Annotated in this window: 15 protein-coding genes; 7 read left to right on the forward strand and 8 right to left on the reverse strand. The window is 68.2% G+C overall.

Annotation, left to right across the window (positions count from 1 at the left end):
• The first annotated feature begins 154 nt into the window (after positions 1–154).
• The 3 genes from ABD848_RS22935 (at position 155) to ABD848_RS22945 (ending at position 3709) form a co-directional block, all read left to right on the forward strand.
• A complete protein-coding gene (locus tag ABD848_RS22935; protein ID WP_344976523.1) occupies positions 155–1120 on the forward strand; it encodes a mechanosensitive ion channel family protein in 966 nt (321 codons plus the stop codon).
• 337 nt (positions 1121–1457) lie between these two features.
• A complete protein-coding gene (locus tag ABD848_RS22940; RefSeq protein ID WP_344976526.1) occupies positions 1458–2996 on the forward strand; it encodes a PQQ-dependent sugar dehydrogenase in 1539 nt (512 codons plus the stop codon).
• A 215-nt stretch (positions 2997–3211) separates the two neighbouring features.
• Complete coding sequence (locus tag ABD848_RS22945) at positions 3212–3709, forward strand: RICIN domain-containing protein (RefSeq protein WP_344976529.1); 498 nt, start codon at positions 3212–3214, stop codon at positions 3707–3709.
• Between the two features lie 200 nt (positions 3710–3909).
• On the opposite strand, the gene ABD848_RS22950 is transcribed toward ABD848_RS22945, so the two are convergent.
• Both ABD848_RS22950 and ABD848_RS22955 read right to left on the reverse strand, forming a co-directional pair.
• On the reverse strand, positions 3910–4683 hold the full coding sequence (locus tag ABD848_RS22950) for a hypothetical protein (RefSeq protein WP_344976532.1): 774 nt from the start codon (positions 4681–4683) through the stop codon (positions 3910–3912).
• 200 nt (positions 4684–4883) lie between these two features.
• A complete protein-coding gene (locus ABD848_RS22955) occupies positions 4884–6749 on the reverse strand; it encodes a transketolase (protein WP_344976535.1) in 1866 nt (621 codons plus the stop codon).
• A gap of 222 nt (positions 6750–6971) precedes the next feature.
• Here ABD848_RS22955 and ABD848_RS22960 point away from each other — a divergent pair, with 222 nt between their 5' ends.
• A complete protein-coding gene (locus ABD848_RS22960; RefSeq protein WP_344976538.1) occupies positions 6972–7829 on the forward strand; it encodes an SAM-dependent methyltransferase in 858 nt (285 codons plus the stop codon).
• Positions 7830–7887: 58 nt separating this feature from the next.
• Here ABD848_RS22960 and ABD848_RS22965 read toward each other — a convergent pair whose 3' ends face one another.
• From ABD848_RS22965 to ABD848_RS22980, 4 genes are all read right to left on the reverse strand, one after another.
• The gene (locus ABD848_RS22965) at positions 7888–9003 is read right to left on the reverse strand and encodes an MFS transporter (RefSeq protein WP_344976541.1); all 1116 of its coding nucleotides are present in this window, start codon (positions 9001–9003) and stop codon (positions 7888–7890) included.
• Positions 9004–9249: 246 nt separating this feature from the next.
• A complete protein-coding gene (locus ABD848_RS22970) occupies positions 9250–10326 on the reverse strand; it encodes a Gfo/Idh/MocA family protein (RefSeq protein WP_344976544.1) in 1077 nt (358 codons plus the stop codon).
• A gap of 47 nt (positions 10327–10373) precedes the next feature.
• Positions 10374–11531: a Gfo/Idh/MocA family protein gene (locus ABD848_RS22975; RefSeq protein WP_344976547.1), complete on the reverse strand. Its 1158-nt coding sequence runs from the start codon at positions 11529–11531 to the stop codon at positions 10374–10376.
• A gap of 1 nt (position 11532) precedes the next feature.
• Positions 11533–12558: a tripartite tricarboxylate transporter substrate binding protein gene (locus ABD848_RS22980; protein ID WP_344976550.1), complete on the reverse strand. Its 1026-nt coding sequence runs from the start codon at positions 12556–12558 to the stop codon at positions 11533–11535.
• 410 nt (positions 12559–12968) lie between these two features.
• Between ABD848_RS22980 and ABD848_RS22985 the strand changes: the two genes are divergently transcribed.
• Both ABD848_RS22985 and ABD848_RS22990 read left to right on the forward strand, forming a co-directional pair.
• Positions 12969–13907, forward strand: coding sequence for a C-terminal binding protein (locus ABD848_RS22985; protein ID WP_344976553.1), 939 nt, complete (start codon positions 12969–12971; stop codon positions 13905–13907).
• A gap of 112 nt (positions 13908–14019) precedes the next feature.
• Entirely contained in the window at positions 14020–15249 is a 1230-nt protein-coding gene (locus tag ABD848_RS22990; RefSeq protein ID WP_344976556.1) for a LeuA family protein, read from the forward strand.
• 139 nt (positions 15250–15388) lie between these two features.
• On the opposite strand, the gene ABD848_RS22995 is transcribed toward ABD848_RS22990, so the two are convergent.
• Both ABD848_RS22995 and ABD848_RS23000 read right to left on the reverse strand, forming a co-directional pair.
• Positions 15389–15856 (reverse strand): hypothetical protein, encoded by a 468-nt coding sequence (locus ABD848_RS22995; RefSeq protein WP_344976559.1) that lies wholly within the window; start codon positions 15854–15856, stop codon positions 15389–15391.
• 388 nt (positions 15857–16244) lie between these two features.
• Positions 16245–16706, reverse strand: coding sequence for a hypothetical protein (locus ABD848_RS23000; protein WP_344976562.1), 462 nt, complete (start codon positions 16704–16706; stop codon positions 16245–16247).
• Between the two features lie 655 nt (positions 16707–17361).
• On the opposite strand from ABD848_RS23000, the gene ABD848_RS23005 reads away from it, so the two are divergent.
• The gene (locus ABD848_RS23005) at positions 17362–18528 is read left to right on the forward strand and encodes a serine hydrolase domain-containing protein (protein ID WP_344976565.1); all 1167 of its coding nucleotides are present in this window, start codon (positions 17362–17364) and stop codon (positions 18526–18528) included.
• The last annotated feature ends 371 nt before the right edge of the window (positions 18529–18899 follow it).

Below are 18899 nucleotides of genomic sequence, written 5' to 3' on the forward strand. Positions count from 1 at the left end.
GCCACAACATCTGGTGTGGGACTATGACGGGCGACAAAGGGCCGACCGCACCGGTGATGGTTTCCTCGCGACGGTTGTGCGGGGGCCGGCGCCCGGTGGAGGGGGCGAGCCGGGCGCGGGGCTCACGCAATATGAACGAGAAAAGGACGGATTCGTGTCGATTGTTAGCAACCCGTCTCCCCTAGCGGCGGAACGAGTCGTCTCGGCCGTGCAGGCGGGCCCCCTCATCGACTGGGTCACCAGCAATACCGGCGCTTTCATCACAGGCTCGATCAACATCGTCATCATCGTCGTGCTGGCGTTGGTCGCGCGGGTGATCGTGGGCCGGCTCATCACCCATGTGGTGCGGCGCATGGTCGATTCCCACCAGCGGATGAGCAAGATGGCTGGGGCGGTAGGGGTCCTGGGCGACGGCAAAGAGTCGAAGGCGAATCGGCAACAGGCGCGTGCGCAGACGCTGAGCTCGGTGCTGCGCAGTATCGCCTCGTTCGTCATCTTCGGTGTGGCGTTCATGATGCTGCTGGCCGAGTTCGGCATCAACCTCGGGCCGATCCTGGCCAGCGCCGGTGTCCTTGGCCTGGCGATCGGCTTCGGGGCCCAAGCGCTGGTCCAAGACTTCCTGTCGGGCACGTTCATGATGATCGAGGACCAGTACGGCGTGGGGGACGTCGTCGACGTGGGAGACGCGGTGGGCACCGTCGAAGAGGTGGGGCTGCGTATCACCAAGGTGCGCGATCTCAGCGGCGGGCTGTGGTACATCCGCAACGGCGAGATCACGCGGGTGTGCAACATGAACCAGGACTGGGCCAACGCCATCATCGACTTCCCGCTGGATTACTCGGTGGACATCTCCCTGGCCAAGGAGGTCATCGAGCGCAGTATCAGCGAATTCACCGAGGACCCCGAGTTCAGCGACAAGCTCATGGAGCGCCCCGAGATCAACGGCATCGTCGGTGTGGGCGACGGGGCGATGACGGTGCGTGTGATGGCCAAAACGCAGCCGGGCGAGCAGTGGGCGCTGGGCCGGGCGCTGCGCGCCCACCTGAAGCAGAGCTTCGACGCCGCCAATGTCCAGGTGGCCCACCCGGTGCTGTCGTTGAGTAGCTCCCGACAGGGCTAGCGAGGCCACGCGCAGGCGCGCAGGTCACGCCGGCCACGGTTTCGTCTGCGGCCCGGACCCCGTGCGGGGTCCGGGCCGCAGACGTATCGGCCGCACCCACCCCGCCGATCTGAACAGTGAAACCACCGCGACGAAAAGCGCCAATGAACCGTTTCACCAGGAAAATCGCAGCAGCTAAGACTTCTAACTCCAGTTTCGGTCGATATTTCCCTCGGCAGACGGTAGCGAACAAAAATCGCCGCAGTTTACTCTCTGGGAAAACAATTCACTCTCACCACGATGTTTCTGAGGGGGATCGCCGTGTTGAGTGAGAACACCCCGACCAGCAGGAGTAAAGATGTCGCTACACCGATGGGCGTGGCGGGTCTCGGTCGCCGCGGCAGCGGCCGTGCTGGGGCTGTCCACCCAGTTCGGCGCGGTCGCCAACGCCGCGAGCGCCGCCCAGGTCCCCCTCGATGACCTGGAAGTCACCACCACCCAGGTCGCTTCCGGCCTCGACCGCCCCACGGCCATGGTCACGCCGGAGGATGGCAGCAATCGGATGCTAATCACCGAAAAGCCCGGGACGGTGCGCGCCTACCACGCCGACACCGGGCTGTCGGCCGACCCGCTGCTCGACATCAGCGACCGGATCACGAGCTCGGGCAACGAGCAGGGACTGCTCGGTATCGCCACGGCATCCGACTTCGCCCAGGACCCCGCGCTCTACGTCGCCTACACCAGCGCCCCTGACGGAACGCTCACGCTCTCGCGGTTCCCGATGGACAGCCCCAGCCAGAGCCCCGTCTCCGCAGCGGGCGAGGAGATCCTGCTGACCCAGGAGCACGCCGACTACGGCAACCACAACGGTGGCGCGCTGGCTTTCGGCCCCGAAGGCTACCTGTACTGGAGCCTGGGCGACGGCGGTGGCAGCGGTGACCCGCTGGACAACGGCCAGGACCCCAGCACGCTGCTGGGCACGATCGTGCGCTTGGACGTGAGCCAGACCTGTGGCGACAACAACTACTGCGTGCCGCCGGACAACCCCTTCGTCTCCGATCCCGAGGCCCGCTCGGAGATCTGGGTCTACGGGCTGCGCAACGCCTGGCGCTTCTCCTTCGACAGCGCCGACGACTCGCTGTGGATCGCCGACGTTGGACAGGGCAGCATCGAGGAGGTCAACCATCTGGCCGCAGGCGAGGCGGGGACGAACTTCGGCTGGTCGTGCATGGAGGGCAGCACGGTCTTCGACGAGGAGCGCTGCGCCAGCGACGCCGACTACACCGACCCGGTGTTCTCCTACCCGCACGAGGACGGGGCGTGCTCGGTGACCGGCGGCTACGTCTACCGGGGCGAGGAGTTCACGGAGCTGGCCGACGGCACCTACGTGATGACCGACTACTGCAACGGTGCGGCGTGGGGCGTGCGGGCCGCGGATGACGGCACCTACACCGCCGCGCGCATCGGAGAGCTGCCGATCCAGACGACGACATTCGGTGTGGGTCCCGCCGGGGAGCTCTACCTCGCCAACGACCTGCCGGGGCAGCTACACCGCGTCGAGTTCGAGGGCCCCGAGCCCGCGGCGCAGTGCACCGTGGACTACCAGGTCGACAGCCAGTGGGGGACGGGGTTCACTGCCTCGGTGACCATCACCAACACCAGTGAGGAGCCGGTGACGGGATGGAGCCTGGAGTGGTCCTTCACCGCCGGCCAGCAGATCACCAACGGCTGGCAGGCCGAGGTCACCCAAACGGGCACGATGGTGACGGCGACCAACATGAGCTGGAACGACACCATCTCACCGGGAGGGACGCAACAGTTCGGCTTCCAGGGCACGCTCGATGGGGCCAACCCCGCACCCACGGAGTTCACCCTGAACGGCTCACCCTGCCAGTAGACCGGTAGCCCTCACGGTCGGGGCTGTGCTCGCCTAACCCTGACCGTTCTGGACCGCCACGCCCGCCCGTGGCACGCGACGCCGCGGGCGGGCGTTTTGGCCTTGGGCCACAAGAAAGCACGCGACACCCCGTAACAAATAATCATTCATTAATTACTCTAAGTAGTGTTAGCTTGCTCGCGGTGCTGCATACCAACCTCTGGAAGGAGAATCGCATGCACCTGCGCAAAGCCACCGCCATCGCGACCGCGACCTTGGGGCTGCTGTCCTTCGCCTCACCGGCCTCCGCCGGCGAGAGCGCGTGGCGCTTCATCTCCAGCGCGGCCAACTCCACTCAGGTGCTCGACGCCGAGGAACACGGCATCAAGGACGGCACGGTCATCCTGTCCTTTACGGCACACCCGAACACCGATCCGGACAACCAACTGTGGCAACTACTCGACCGCAAGGGTGACCGGGTCGCCATCCAGGGCAAGGAAAGCGGCAAGTGCATCACCGCCGGGCCCACCCGGAACGACTTCCTGACCCTGCAAACCTGCAACCGCAAGAACAAGCGGCAGCAATGGCTGGCCCATCCGCAGCGGCTACAGCGGCTGATCTTCGAGAACAAGCGCTTCCATGGCCACTGCTTGACGTTCCTCAACACCAACAGTCCGGTCGGGCTGGAGGAGTGCGACGGCGCCACTGACCAAAAGTGGCGGATCACTCACTGAGAGCAATGCGATACCCCGTAGCTGGCTGCCGACTCCAGCCACGACAGTGACCGGCTGAGCGGGCGGACGCCGATGCTCCGCCTGGCTCACCCGCGGCTTTCCCGGGACGCTGTCCGGGAAGGGGCCCGCCCCGTCCCCGCACGGCAGGGCGGGCCCCTTGCTGTTGCCACGCCGTCGGGTCAGCCGCGGGGCGGCCATGCCTAGGGCGTGACGAACATCTGGTGCGGTTGGAAGATGCAGATGTTGGTCTCGCTTTGGGCGTTGGCGTCGGTGACCTCAACGAAGTAGGCGTAGGGCGTCGCGGGCCGCAAGGGGGCGCCTACGGTGACCTCGCCACGGTTGTGCCCGGCCTCGGGGTTCCCGTGCGCGCGCTGGATGAAGATGTTGTCCCACCAGGTGAGGTTTTGGGTGTCGAACTCCCGCGCAGACCGCCCTTGGGAAAGGCGGTAAATATAGAAAGCGTCCGGGCCGCCCAGGTCGCGCAGCGTCGACCACTGGCACCGCAGATTCTCCAGGGAGGTCCCCGCGGGCAACTGCTCCGACTTGGCCGGGGAGAAGGAGTCCACGATGGTGTCGCGGTGTTCGGTGTAGGCCGAGATCAGCGCTTGGGAGGGCGCGTCGCGCTGCACCCGCGACTTGCGCAGCACCTCGCCGTTGGTGCAGGTGACCTCGATGGTGTACTCCCCCTCCGGCAGGTAGCCGGTGGGCAGGTTCAGCATGTACCAGTAGTAGTTGAGGGTGCGATCGTAGATATAGCCGTCGGTATTGCTCGGGGTGAACCTCTGGTTGCTGATCTCCACCTCGTAGCCCTGGGGGCCGCGTGCCACGATCCGCTGGATCAACTCCGGGGTGGCCACCTCGGTGGGGTAGAAGGAGACGAGGAACTTGTGCTGTTCGCGCTGTAGCGGAGACTCGAAATCCCAGTACACGTTGCAGGCCATGATGTCGTAGATCCGGACGGCCGCCTCAGTCATTGATCGCTCTCCTCGCGCCGGCGGCCCCGAACCGGCGTTCCGGCCGTTGCGGCGCCGCCCCTGTCGCTGTGTGTCGCTGCACCTAACACCGAGCAGTCTCGGACAGCAGCGCCACGGCACGCATCGGTGGGATCGCCAGTCCTGCCCCCGGCCCCGCGACCGCCCACCCAGCGGCGCGGGCGCAGGTAACGCCTCCCCTGTCACCCGCGCCGGGAGGCGGTCGCATACTCGTCTTGCGCCAGCATGGCGCGCACCGCCGCGGCGATGGTGTCGGCGTCGATACCGGCCTCGCGCAACTGTTCCCGCGGCGAGGCGGATGCGGGCATGCCGGACACGGCCAGTTTCATGATGCGCGGCGCGGGCCTGGTGTCGGCGAAAACGTCGAGTACGGCATCGCCCAGCCCGCCCTCGGGCCAGTGGTCCTCGACGGTGACGATGTGGCCGGTCTCGGCGGCGGAGGTGCGCAGCGTGGGCGCGTCCACCGGCTTGACGGAGTAGGCGTCGATCACCCGCACCCCGACCCCTTCCGTGGCCAGCGTGTCGGCGGCGCGCACCGCTTCGACCACGGTAACCCCGGCGGCCACGACCGTGGCCCGGTCGGCTGCTGAAGAACGCAGCAGCCGGCTGCCGCCGATCTCGAAGTGGTCGCCGGCCTCGTAGCGCACCGGGGTCTCACCGCGCATCGTCCGCAGGTAGCCGATACCGCGGTGCTCGGCGAGAGCGGCGGTGAGGTGGGCGGTGGAGGTGGCGTCGCAGGGGTGCAGGACCACGCTGCCGTGGATGGCGCGCAGGGCGGCGATGTCCTCCAGCCCCATCTGCGAAGGACCGTCACGGCCGATGGCCACTCCGGCGTGCGAGCCCACCAGCACGAGGGTGGAGCGGCCGATCGCGGCCATGCGGATGAAGTCGTAGGCGCGGTTGAGGAAGGCGGCGAACGTCGTCGCGTAGGGTCTCCAGCCGCGCGCCTGTAGCCCCACGGCCGCGGCCACCATCTGCTGTTCGGCGATGTAGCACTCGATGAAACGCTCAGGGTGGGCGCGGGCGAACTGCTGGGCCCGGGTGGAGTCGGCGACCTCGCCGTCGAGCACGACGACGTCGCCGCGGGCGGCACCGAGCGCGGTCACGGCGGCGCCGAAGGCGTCGCGCGTGGCGACCTGGTCGCCGACCTCGTAGGTGGGCAGCTCCAGGGGGCTGTCGGGGAAGCGGCGCGGACGCGGGACGATCTGGGGACGGGCCACATCGATGCGCAGGTCGCGACGCCCGCCCAATTCGGCGATCGCCGCTTCGGCGTCGGCCAGCGGCTTGCCGTGGGCGCCTTCGCGGTCGGCGACGGCAGCCACACCCGCGCCCTTGACGGTGCGGGCGATGATGGCGGTGGGCCGGTCGGGGGTGGCTTCGGCTTGGGCGTAGGCGTCGTCGATGGCCTCGATGTCGTGACCGTCGATCTCGACGGTGTGCCAGCCGAAGGCGGCGATCCTGCGCCGGTAGGCGTCGACCTCCCACCCGTGGCGGGTGGGGCCGCGCTGGCCGAGCCGGTTGATGTCGAGGATCGCGATGAGGTTGCCCAGGCTGGTGTCGCCGGCGTATTCCACGGCCTCCCACACCGAGCCTTCGGTGAGTTCGCTGTCGCCGCACAGCACCCACACCCGGTAGGGCAGTTGGTCGAGGTAGCGCCCGGCCAGCGCGATCCCCACGCCGATGGGCAGGCCTTGGCCCAGGGACCCGGTGGCGACGTCGACCCAGGGCAGTCGGGGCGTGGGGTGGCCCTCCAGGCGGCTGCCGAGTTGGCGGTAGGACAGCAGTTCCTCGTCCGAGAGCGCTCCGCACGCCTTGTACAGGGCGTACAGCAGGGGCGAGGCGTGGCCCTTGGAGAAGATGAGGTGGTCGTTTCCGGGGGCGGTGGGCGCGTCGAAGTCGTAGCGCAGGTAGTTGTTGGCGAGCACGGCCATCAAATCGGCGGCCGACATCGACGAGGTCGGGTGGCCTGACCCGGCCGCGTCGGCGGCGCGCACGGCGTCCACGCGCATCTGCTGTCCCAGCTCTCGCAGCCGTCGGCGGTCCGTCATGGTGTGTCCCTCCCCGCGCTTGGGGCGGCGTGCAGTCGACTTCGCCCCCCTCTACCCGCCGGAGGGGCGGACATGCGGGACGTGATATGCGTACCGCGCTGTGAACTGGTAGATATGAGGGGTTTCCGGGGCATGAAGGTGACGTAAACCGGAACAGCTAACATGAGGGGGTTAATCGGTTAACCAGCCGCGCCACCCAAGTGAGACTGGAAGGCTTCCCCCTTGAGCACCCCTCAACAGAAATTTCCTCCCGATATCCCAACTGATATGCCTACTCCAGCTCGAATGTATGACTACTGCCTCGGGGGCAAGGACAACTTCGCTGTTGACCGAGAGGCTGTCCTCGCGGTCAACAAGAATTTCCCCGAAGGCGTCGATGTCGCGCGGCAGAACCGGCTGTTCCTGTACCGGGTGGTGCGGTTCTTGGCCCAGGAAGCCGGCATCGACCAGTTTTTGGACCTGGGCAGCGGCCTGCCCACCCAGCACAACGTCCACCAGGTCGCCCAACAGTTCCAGCCCGGCGCCCACGTGGTCTATGTCGACAACGACCCCATCGTGCTCGCCCACGGCCGCGCCCTGCTGGCCGACAACGACGCCACCACAGTCATCACCGCCGACCTGACCGAGCCCCGCGAGATCCTGGCCCGCCCCGACGTCGCCCAATTGATCGACTTCACCCGCCCGGTGGCCGCGCTGTTCTTGTCGGTGCCCCACTCCATCCCCGACGACCACACGCTGCGCGACACCCTCTCCACCGTCACCCGCGCCCTCACCCCCGGCAGTTTCGTGGCGCTGTCGCAGGCGGCGGGGGTCGACGAGGAGGCCGCGCAGGAGAACACCGAACTGGCCACCAGCCTGGGGTTGGCGTGGAAGACCCGCACGGTCGCGGAGTTCACCGCCCTGGTGGCGGAACTGGGACTGGAACCGGTCGAGCCCGGCCTCATCGACGTCAACGACTGGCGCCCCGACCCCGACCAGCCACCCCTGGCCCCCGTCGACGCGCCGCTACGCCCCTACGTGGGAGCCGTGACCGGCGCGAAGCGGGTCATGGAGCTCGGCGGGGTGCTGCGCAAACCTTGACGGCCGCTCTCTGGCTCGTGGGTCCTGGCCGGGCACCCACGAGCCAGAACGGTGGCGGTCACTGGCGGGGCCGCGAACGGCGGGCGTAGGTCATCGACAGCGCCGCGGCTGCCATAACGGCCGTACAGCAGGCCCAGGCCAGCGCGTAGGAGCCGTGGGCGACCAGGAAGCCGATACTGGCCGGCCCCACGACGGTGCCCAGGAACGTCCCCGAGGCCACGATCCCGGTCGCCACCCCGGGTGAGCGCCCGGAGGAGCGCACCGCATGGTAGTGCAGCAGGCCGGGCCAGCCCCATCCGGCGGCGAAGGCCAGCACGGCCGCGCCGGTGAACAGCACTGGCTGGCCTGTCGAGAAGACGAGCAGCAGCAGGCCGACCGCGCCGCCCACCATGAGGGTGATCAGTTCGGTCGTGGCGTCGCTGCCCCGCCGGTCGACGAACCAGCCGACCGCGACCCGGGTGGTGATACTGGCGGCGCTGCCCACAGCCAAGACGACGGCGCCGGCGTGCTCGGTCAATCCGGCGGCCACCGCCGCGTCCACGATGAACACGGCCAACGAATTGCCGATCGCTCCCGCCAACGCCGCCGTGAGCGCCAGCGAGAACAGTCGGCGGTCCACGGCGCGCCGGCCCTTGCCAGCGGCGGTGCGCGGGGTGGGAGCGCCAAGGCGTGGCACGAGCCAGATCGCCACAGCAGGCACCACGGCCAGCAGCAGCACGGCCGTCCGCCAGCCCGCGAGGCCGCTGATCGCCGGCAGCCAGGCCCCCGCCGCCAGGCCCGCGATGGGCACCGCCGACTGCTTCAACCCAAACGCCACCCCTTGGCGGTGGGAGACGATCCCGCGCGCCAACGCGACGTTGGCCGACATCTGGCTCAACCCGTTGGCGAGCGCGCCCAAGGCCAGGCACACCGCCAAGGCCGGCCAGGAGTCGGCCACGGCGCCGAGCAGCAGCAGGGCACTCAGGGAGCAGGCGGCGGCGCCGCGCATGGCGGCGCGCGCGCCCACCCGTTCGACGAACCTGCCGATGAAGGGCGACACCACGGCCGAGACCGCGAAGTAGAGGCTGATCGCTGTGCCGTAGAGCGCGGGGCCAAAGCCCAGTTCCTGTTGGAGGCGGACACTGTAGGCGCTGATGAGGAACAGGGGCAGCGAGCCCAGAGCCGTGTAGGCCACGGCTGTGGCGACGGTGGTGAGAGGTCGCCGGGTGGCCGGGGAGTGTTCGCTAACCGTGGTGGGTCCTCTCGGGTCGGGTGGGGCCGGCCGGCGCGACGGTCGTCGGCTGCGGTCCCGCGTCGGGAAGGGCGAGGGATGGTCGTGGGTGAAAGGTGCGCGCTGGGGGTGGCTACCGGAGGCCACCGAGACCGCAGTGGTCCCCGCGCCCGCGGAGGTCATCCGGGCGCGGGGACGGCGTGTGCCGGCTCAGGCCGGTCGCACCGAGGCGGCCAGCGCCTGTTCCTGCTGTTGGCGGCCCATCGGCAGTGTCACCGGCTCGTTGCGTTCGGCCGAGAGGTCGGCGGCCAGGTAGACCTCCATGGCCGCGCGGGCTTGGCGCGGTTCGACGAGGGCGGGACGCCCCAGGGCGACGGCCTTGAGGAAATGGGCCGTCTCGCGCTGCATGGGTCCGGCGTAGACGTGGCCGAGGTCCTCGCCGGGCATGGTGGAGATGGGCAGCACCATCCCGTCGTTCATGGTGTTGAGCACCGTGTCGCGGTGGCTGTCGTCGACGAACAGCGCGCCCTCGCTGCCGACGACCTCCATCCAGGTGGCCGAGAAGTTCGGATAGCCCGGCGGCAGAATCCAGCCCGCACCGATCGTGACCACCACTCCGTTGTCCATCGTGATCACGATCCACATGCAGTCGGCGACGTCATAGCGCTGCTTCATGACCCGCTCGACGGCTTGGGCATACACCCGCACCGGCCGCGCGGGCTCCAAGCACCACAGCACGAAGTCGATGTCGTGAGTGGCCTCCATCGCGGCCGGGGAGAGTTTGATCCGACCGCCGATCTTGTCGCCGAGCTTGCGGGTAATGTGCCGGCTGACCAGCACACTCACCGGGTCACCGAGGGTTTTGTCGGTGAGTTTGCGCTTGATGAGGGCCTGCTTGTCGTTGAACCGCTGCGAGTAGCCGATCGTAAACGTCAGCCCCTGCTGCTCGGCCACGTCAATGAGGTGGTCGGCTTCATCCAGCGACAAAGCGATGGGTTTTTCCAACAAGACGTGCTTGCCGGCGCTGAGAGCCGCGAGCGCGATCGGGTAGTGGGTCGTCTCGGGCGTCGTCGAGATCATGACCGCGTCGACGTCGTCGCGTTCGAGGATTTCGCGGTAGTCCTCGGTGGCCGTGCGCGCCTGGGTCTGCTCGGCGACCTCGGCGAGACGGTCGGGCCGGATCTCGGCGACGTGGACCGAGCTGACCAACGGGTCATCGGCGGCGGCGACTGCGCGTATCCCCCCGCACCAGCCGGTACCGATGATGCCCACGCCGAGTTGTGACATCGTCTGGCCTCTCCTCACTACGTCGTTGTCGCCACGGGAGCCGCCGCTCACGTCAACTCCTGCGGTGTGAGCGGCAGCCGCACGGGGGCGCCGGTGCGCGCCGACAGGTCCATGGCCATTGACAACAGCAGGTTGCGGTGGCCGTCGCGGGCCGTGGCGTGTGGGGTGGCGGCGCCGGTGAGCAGCCGGTTGAGCCACGTCGTGGTCTCCTCGCGCATCGGCCCCCACAATCGGCCGTCGTGGAGATCGCCGGGCGGGTAGCTGCCGAAAAAGTCGACGTGGCGCGGCGCGCCCGGCGCGAACCCTTTGGGCTGGTAGCCCCCGCCCAGGGGCTGTTCGGCGGCCAGGATCGTGTCGCGGTGGGTGTCCTCGATGTCGAGGATGCCCTCAGTTCCCACGACCCCGATCTCCAGGCCGTAGACCGAACCGGGCCACACGGTGGGCAGCGCCCAGTTGATGTTCATGCTCCACAGGCTGCCGTCGGCCAGGGTGAACACACCGAGGGTGGTGTCGAGCGTGCCGAGGTCGCCGAGAACACGGTCGTCGGAGCGGGCGTAGACCTCGACGGGGTCCTTTCCGGCGAGCCCGTCGAGCAGCCACAGGCACACGTCGAGGCTATGGGTGCCCGAGACCACCATCGGGGTCAGGCCGTTGCGCTGCTCGGTGCGCGCCAGTGTGGCCAGCGGCACCATCCGGTTCATGAACGCCCGCGTGACCACGGTGGTCACGTCACCGATCCTGCCGTCGTGGATGCGTTGGCGGGCGGCCAGGAAGCGGCGGCGGAACCGCTGAGTGTAGCCCACGACGGCGTCGACCCCGCTGTCCTCGATGGCCTGGAGCACCGCAGCCGAGCGCACCGGGTCGGTGGCCAGGGGCTTTTCGATGAAGATCGGCAGGCCTCGCTCAACGGCGGCCAACACCGGTTCGACGTGCTCGTTCTCGTCGGTGGCGATGATCGCCGCGCTCACCTCGGGGCGGGCGAGGAGTTCCCGGTAGTCACCGGTCACGAAATCGGCGCTGGTGTCGGTGGCCAGGGCGGCGGCGAGGTCGTCGTCGAGGTCGCACAGGCCCAGCCAGCCCAGGGCCGGGTGCTCGCGCGCCAGTTCCGCACGGATTCGACCGATGGTGCCGCAGCCGACGATCGCGAGACCGATCCCGGCGCCGGGGACCGCGCCGCCGCCCTGTTCGGAGATCTGTCCGGCCATGTCAGCCGCTCATCTCCTCCAGTAGGGGAAGCAGGTCAGCGTAGACCTCTTTTTGCTCGTCCACGTAGCTTTGGGCCTCGTCCGGGCCGATCATGATCGGGTCGAAGCCCTGATCGGGGAGTTCCTCCTGGATCTCGGGGTCCTCCATGGCGGTGATGACGGCCTCGCCGAAGCGGGTGACGGCCTCATCTGGAGCGTCGGCGGGCATGCCGACCCCCCAGGCGTAGGAGATGTTCACCTCGTGGCCCAGTTCGGTGAAGGTGGGCACGTCGGGGAAGGCGTCGATGCGGTCCTCCGAGCCGATGGCCAGCGGACGCACCTTGTCGGAGGTGGCGGCGTGGGAGGTCCCCAGCATGGCGGCGTCGATGTGGCCGCCGGCCAGGTCGCTGATGAGGGCGCCGGCGCCACCGGTGACGGGCACGTAGGAGACGTCGACGTCCGAGGATTGCATGAGCTGTGCCAAGGCGAGGTCGGAAGCGGAGTAGTTACCCACACCGCCGATGGTGAGCTCGCCGGGGTTGTCCTCGGCGTGTTGCAGGAAGCCCTCCAGGTCCTCGAATTGGCTGTCCTCAGAGACCAGCAGTGCGACGGGGGCGCCGACCTGCCAGGCGGCGGCGCGGAAGTCCTCGGTCTCGTAGCCGGTGTCCTCCAGCGCCAGCGGCTGGATGAGGATGTGGGGGATCACCAGGCCGCTGACGGTGTAGCCGTCGGCGCTGGCCTGGGCCGCCTCGGCCCAGCCGACCGCGCCGCCGCCGCCGGAGCGGTACTCGATCTGGATGCTGGTGCCCAGATCCTCTTCCAACTGCTGTTGGACGCGGCGCGCTTGGGTGTCGGAGCCGCCCCCTGGGTCGAAGGAGACCATCCAGGTGATGGGCCGCTCCGGGTAACTGCTCTCGGCCTCGCCAGAAGACTCGGCCGTGCCTGCCTCTTGGGTCCCGCCACCGCAGGCGGGCACCAGCAGGGTGCCGACGGCGGCCAGGGCCGCCGCCTTCAGTCGCCACCGCTTATCGCGCGTTGGGAAGGTCATCGGTGTCTCACCTCGCCGGTAGGGGTCAGCCGCGTGAGCCACTTCACTGCTCAACGCGGGAACCGATACCATAATAAACATCTTGTATGATGCACAAGCTTTTGCTTCGATGTTAACCATCGCCGCGCCGAACGGGCCGGGAAGATGACGTCTCCTCACTGTTCAGCGCGACAGCCAGTCAGCGGTTAGCGCCGAGAAGCAACCAAACATCCGATGCCCGGTTGACCAAGCATTGATATATTTTGCAATGTATTAAGTATAGGCAAGCAGGTGGGTGGTGTGGTGCATGCGCTGCCCGGCGCACTCTTTTTCGCTCTGCCCCACCCGCACCGCGATTGCGCGTCGGCCGCGGGGACGCGGACGCGCACGAAGCGCCGCCGGTGCTCCCCGATGAGGAGGAATGACATCTGATGAGCTTTCGCGTTGTCGTCACCGACCAGGTGTTTCCCGACGTCGACACCGAACGCGAACTGCTGGCCCAAGCCGGCGGCGAACTGGTGGTGGCCCACGGAGACCGCGACGAGGTCCTCGCGACCGCACGCGAGGCCGACGGCCTGCTCAACACCTTCTTCGGCCTCGACGCCGCCGACATCGAGAGTCTGACCAAATGCAAGGTGATCGCCCGCTACGGCATCGGGGTCGACAACATCGACCTGGACGCCGCCCGCGCCGCCGGCATCCAGGTCAGCAACGTCCCCGACTACTGCGTGGAGGAGGTCGCCACCCACACCGTGGCCATGGCCCTGGCGCTGTTGCGCCGCGTCCCCGAAGGCGACGCGCTCGTGCGCGCCGGCGGCTGGGGGGTGCGTTCCCTGGGGGAGATCCGGCGCGTCTCCAACACCACCGTCGGCTTCCTCGGCTACGGCCGTATCGCCCGCCAGGTCGCGACGACGCTACGCGGCCTGGGCGCCGACGTCGTGGTCCACGACCCCTACCTCGCCCCGGACCAGAGCAGCGAGCGCATCGTCGATTTGGACACCCTGCTGGCCGAAGCGGACCTGGTGTGCGTGCACTGCCCGTTGACTCCGCAGACCCGAGGACTGATCGACGCCCGTGCCCTGGCGCGGATGCGCCGCGGCTCCTACCTGGTCAACACCTCGCGCGGCCCGATCGTGGTGCTCGATGACCTGACCGCCGCCCTACGCGAGGGGCACCTGGCGGGCGCGGCACTCGACGTCTTCGAGACCGAACCACCGCCGACCGAACGGCTGATCGACGTCCCCAACCTGCTGATGACCCCCCACTCGGCCTTCTTTTCCCGCGAGGCCATCCGGGAGTCACAACGGAAGGCCGCCACCCAGGTCATCAAAGCGCTACGCGGCGAAGAACTCGACTACCGCGTCGCATGACCAGCCTCCCACCACCTGCAAAACACCCCGACCGCGGGGCGAACTCCCCCTCCCGGCCCCGCGGGCTCACCCACGCGTCCCGAAGCGATCGCGCCGTTAGAGAGGACTCTCCATGACCGCCAACCCCACGCCATGGCACACCGACCGCTGGTTCACCAGCCCATGGAACCACGCCCCCGACGTCGCCGAAACGTTCACCTTCCCCGACAGCGTCCAAGTCCACGACGTGACGCTGCGCGACGGGGAGCAGCAGGCCGGGGTCGTCTTCAACGCCGATGAGAAGATGCGCATCGCCGAAGGTCTGGCCGAGGCCGGCGTCCACCGCATCGAGGCGGGCCTGCCCGCGGTCTACGAATCCGATGCCCAAGCCGTGCGCCGCATCGCCTCGGCCGGTTTGCCCTCCACCGTCTACGCCTTCTCCCGCTGCATCGTCGACGACGTCAAACGCGCTTTGGACTGCGGCGTCGACGGCGTCGTGATGGAGATCCCCTCCAGTCGCCATCTCATCGAACTGGGCTACCGGTGGAGCGTGGACCGCGCCGTCGACGCCTCCATCGAGGCCACCAAGTTCGCCCACGATAACGGGCTGCTGGTGTCGTTCTTCCCCATCGACGCCACCCGCGCCGCCGTGGAGGACTACCTCAACCTGGTCGAACGGGTGGCCCGCGACGGCCACGTGGACGGGCTGGGGCTGGTCGACACTTTCGGCGTGCTGACCCCCCACGCCGTGGAACGGTTCGTGCACGCCAGCAAGGAGCGACTCAACGTCTCTTTGGAGACCCACTTCCACATGGACTACGGGCTGGGCATCGCCAACACCTTGATGGCGGTGGCCGCCGGCGCCGACGTCGTGCAGACCACCATCGCCGGCATCGGGGAACGCGCCGGCAACACCCCGATGGAAGAGGTCGTGATGGCGCTGCTGACCCTCTACAACCGCGACATCGGCATCAAGACCGAGAAGCTGACGCCACTGGCGCGGATGGTGGGCGAGCTGTCGGGCGTGGCCCAACCCGCCAACCGTGCGGTCACCGGTACACGGCTGTTCGACGTCGAGTCGGGGATCATCGCCAGTTGGGTGCGTAACGTGCGCGACACCGACCGCACCGAGGCACTGCCCTACCTGCCCGAGCTGGTGGGCCAGTCGGGGCCGGGCATCGTGTTGGGCAAAGGCAGCGGCCTGGACAACATCGTCGACGCACTGGAACGGCTAGGGCTGAGCGCCACCGAGGAGCAGCGCGACACGATCCTCCAGCGGGTGAAGCAGCGTTCGCTGGAGACCAAGCGCCTGCTCGACGATGACGAGTTCACCGCGATCGTCAACGACGTGGTCGCCGGCTAGCGCCCCGCTTCGCCCCCGCGGTGGCCCTGGGCCGATCTCGTCCCCTCGCCCGGGGCCGCCGCCCCGCCGCGGCCCGGCGGGGGCTGCGGCGTCGGCGGGAGAGCATCGCGTGGCGGCACCGGCCGCACCGGGCGAAACGTTACTGGAGCTGGCCGAAGATCGCCTTGGCCTCCTGGTTCATGGCTTCGTCGACTGTGTCGCTGTAGTCGGGGCACGCCGTCTCCACATAGGTGCGGATGAACTTCTTGACCGAGAACTCGACATCCTCGATGTCGCTTTGGGCGGCGAACACCGTGACGTTGCCCAGCGCCATGACCATCTCCTGGGTCTTCGCCGGGTTCTTGGGGTCCTCCGAGGACTCACCTTCCACCGGCTGCTTGCTGGCCACCTCGCACACGCTGGAGGCGGTCCCTTGGAGTTCGCTGCGTTCGGCGTGCGACAGCGACTGCCACCAGGCGTCGTCGGCCATGGCGTCCTGGACGGGCTGCACGACCTCGCCCGGTTCTTGCGATCCGGAGGGAGCGGCTGCCTCACCATCGGAGCCGGAATCGGAGCATCCGGCGATCAACAGCAGCGGCAAAGCAGCGGTAACCGCGAGTTTTCGCATAACAGCTCCTCGAAGCTGGGGGATAAGGAGAGTGTGCAGCGGGAGCCTACCGCCCTTGATTGATCACTCACCACAGGGGGCTGGCCACATACCGCCATAACCGCACGCCGCACTGCCCCCTCCGGTGCTGCGTACATCAGAAACACTGGTCAAACCACCGTGAGAATCAGGTGAGAATCGCGCCAACCTCTCCCCGCAGCGGGCGCGGGTGTGGGGAGCTCGCGGGGCTACTCGGCTAGCCCCGCACGCGCCGGAAAACGCGACACTGACCTGAACGTAGCCCACGTGGTCGCAGAGCCAACTATCGCGCGCGGGGACGGTGGCGCACTACGTCGCCGCTTGTCGCGAGCGGCGTCATTACCCGAGACGCCGCAGGCGAGACAGCGGGTCATCCAGACTGTCCGAAGACCTCGTCATGACGCTCGGTCATGACCTGCTCGACGCGGTCGTGGTGCTCGGGGCACCGCTGCTCGACGTAGGCGAGCGTCATCTCCTCCATCGAGGCGGCGGCGTCGGTAGCCGCCGTGCCGTCACCGGCCCTGGTGACGTTACGCAACGCCATCACCAGCGTGTTCATGGCTCCCGATCCCGAACCGTCACCCTCGTCACCGGACTCAGCCGACTCATCGGCGACCGCGCACACGCTGAAGACGCTCTCCCACACCTTGGTGCGCTGCTCCTGCGAGAGCGCCTCCCACCAGTCGTCACCAGCCATGATCTCGGCGACCACGCTTGAGTAGGGGGCCGAATCCTGCGACTCCGCGGCAGAGGCCGACTCGCTCTGCGGGACGGCGCCGGAACATCCAGCAGCAAACAGACACAAAAGAACAAAAACGACAGATCGTCGCATATCAGCTCCTTAAACTGGGGGATGAGGAGAAAGATTGAAGCGGCAGCATACCGCTCACACCTCTCCACCGCCCCGTAGCGTAGAGCCGACCGGGCAGAGCCCCATAGAAGCTAACAAACCATACCGACGCCCCCAAAGGTAGCGATCGCACCTCCGGCTCAACCACCCGCGATACACAACCGGCGGGACCGACGCTTCCCCACGCCGGTCCCGCCGTTATCCCGCATCCGCCTGAATTGGGACGATTCTGAGCCTAGCCCGCCCCTGTGACATTCCCACGCCGCGACGACCGACTAGCCGGCGCGGGCCGGGCCCGGAGAGGCGGGCCGCAACAGGAAGCCCCCACAGCCCCCAGTCGTCCGAAAAACAGACCCTAAGCCGCCCCCGGAGATGGCCGCGGTCAGCGACGCCGATTCGCACTATTCGCCGCCGCCCTGCCTCCCTCCCGCCCGCCCAAACACGCTCCACCAGTCCGACATCTGCGGCATTTCACAGCCCTCGCGGGGTAGGCGGAGTTCGCGGCTGAGCACTGTCCGCCCCCATGCCCCGGCATGGGCCTGTACTGCCACTTCCTTGGAATCCGACCGGTCGGTATATTGAATGCCTTCGGGCTGCGGCATCGCAGCCCGAGACTCCGGCGGACTATGGAGGACTCATGCCCGACACCGAGCCTCACGTTCACGGCCACTGCGACGCCCGCTTCACGGCGGTGCGTACGGCGTTCGAGGAGAACTTCCGCGACCGAGACGAACTCGGCGCCGCGGTCACTATCACCATCGACGGCACGACCGTGGTCGATATGTGGGGTGGGTGGGCCGACGCGGCACAGACCCGCCCCTGGGAGCGCGACACGCTGGTCAACGTGTGGTCGACATCGAAGGGACCGGTGGGGCTGTGCGCCCACATCCTCGCCGACCGCGGGCTACTCGACCTCGACGCGCCGGTGGCCACCTACTGGCCCGAATTCGCCGCGTCCGGCAAGGAGAAGGTCCTCGTCCGGCATCTGCTGTCGCACCGCTCCGGTCTGGCGGGCCTGCATGAACCGCATTCGCTCGCGCAACTGTACGACTGGGACTACACCACCAGCCAACTCGCGGCAATGGAACCCTGGTGGGAGCCGGGGACACAGTCGGGGTACCACGCGCTGACCTACGGCCACCTGGTCGGGGAGGTCGTACGGCGCGTATCGGGACTGTCGCCCAGCGCCTTCCTGGAGCAGGAGGTGACAGGACCGCTCGGGATCGACTTCAGCATCGGCCTGCCGGAGAAGGACGCCGGCCGGGCCGCCGAACTCGTGCGCTCCCCGGCCGTCGACAGTGAGGCACAAGCCGAACTCTTCAGCCAACTACCGCCGGTGGTACTGGCCTCGCTGGCCAACCCCGCCGTGGGCGCTGCCGAAGCCAACACGCCGGAGTGGCGGGCCGCCGAGATCCCCGCCGCCAACGGACACGGCACCGCGCGGGCCATCGCCGCACTGTACGGAATCTTCACGGGCCTGGGGTCCTACGACGGCCGTCGCCTCCTTTCCACCGACGCGGCCGAACGGGTACGCGAAGGGCAGGGCGCCTGCCTCGACCTGGTGCTCGGCCCCCTGACCGGGGCCGAGACGGAGAACGGTCTCGGAGTGTGGCTGAGCAGGCCGAACGGCTCCTATGGCCCGAACCCGCGGGCTTTCGGCCACGACGGCTTCGGCGGCTCCTGCGGACTGGCCGACCCAGAAGCAAGGGTGTCGCTGGGCTATGTGATGAACAGTATGGGTCCCTACATCTCCGACGCCCCCCGCAAGATGGCGCTGGTGGATGCCCTGTACAGCTCCCTCTAGCACCTTTCGGAGGAGGCTCGGGCGGCACGGTTCCCGGCCCCGAGCCACGTCTCTCCACACGCACAGGGCTCGCTCGCGGCGACGAGCCGCCGCACTGGGTGGCAATATGTGCTCCCCACACGCGCGGGATCTGCCAGCCCTTTCGGTAGGCGTAGGCGCCCCATTCCGTGTGCTCCCCACACGCACGGGATCTGCTGGTAGTCCCGCCGCGGGTCCCGGACGTGTGCTCTCCGCACACACGGGACTTGCGGGACGTGTTGGATGGCACCGCTGGGGCGAGGGCTCGAAGGGCTCGTGCTTCCCATGTGGGACTTGCTGGCGTGACAGGGGCGAGGCAGCCGTGTCCCTACTGGAGGCTCGTGCTTCCTATG

Origin of the sequence: Salinactinospora qingdaonensis (genome assembly GCF_039539445.1) — a bacterium.
Lineage (GTDB): Bacteria > Actinomycetota > Actinomycetes > Streptosporangiales > Streptosporangiaceae > Salinactinospora > Salinactinospora qingdaonensis.

What these genes read in the sequence shown, in the direction of transcription:
- ABD848_RS22985 (WP_344976553.1), top strand. Translation starts at nt 12,969, where the DNA reads ATGAGCTTTCGCGTTGTCGTCACCGACCAGGTGTTTCCCGACGTCGAC.
- ABD848_RS22945 (WP_344976529.1), top strand. Translation starts at nt 3,212, where the DNA reads ATGCACCTGCGCAAAGCCACCGCCATCGCGACCGCGACCTTGGGGCTG.
- ABD848_RS22980 (WP_344976550.1), bottom strand. Translation starts at nt 12,558, where the DNA reads ATGACCTTCCCAACGCGCGATAAGCGGTGGCGACTGAAGGCGGCGGCC.
- ABD848_RS22970 (WP_344976544.1), bottom strand. Translation starts at nt 10,326, where the DNA reads ATGTCACAACTCGGCGTGGGCATCATCGGTACCGGCTGGTGCGGGGGG.
- ABD848_RS22975 (WP_344976547.1), bottom strand. Translation starts at nt 11,531, where the DNA reads ATGGCCGGACAGATCTCCGAACAGGGCGGCGGCGCGGTCCCCGGCGCC.
- ABD848_RS23000 (WP_344976562.1), bottom strand. Translation starts at nt 16,706, where the DNA reads ATGCGACGATCTGTCGTTTTTGTTCTTTTGTGTCTGTTTGCTGCTGGA.
- ABD848_RS22955 (WP_344976535.1), bottom strand. Translation starts at nt 6,749, where the DNA reads ATGACGGACCGCCGACGGCTGCGAGAGCTGGGACAGCAGATGCGCGTG.
- ABD848_RS22990 (WP_344976556.1), top strand. Translation starts at nt 14,020, where the DNA reads ATGACCGCCAACCCCACGCCATGGCACACCGACCGCTGGTTCACCAGC.
- ABD848_RS22950 (WP_344976532.1), bottom strand. Translation starts at nt 4,683, where the DNA reads ATGACTGAGGCGGCCGTCCGGATCTACGACATCATGGCCTGCAACGTG.
- ABD848_RS22940 (WP_344976526.1), top strand. Translation starts at nt 1,458, where the DNA reads ATGTCGCTACACCGATGGGCGTGGCGGGTCTCGGTCGCCGCGGCAGCG.
- ABD848_RS22995 (WP_344976559.1), bottom strand. Translation starts at nt 15,856, where the DNA reads ATGCGAAAACTCGCGGTTACCGCTGCTTTGCCGCTGCTGTTGATCGCC.
- ABD848_RS23005 (WP_344976565.1), top strand. Translation starts at nt 17,362, where the DNA reads ATGCCCGACACCGAGCCTCACGTTCACGGCCACTGCGACGCCCGCTTC.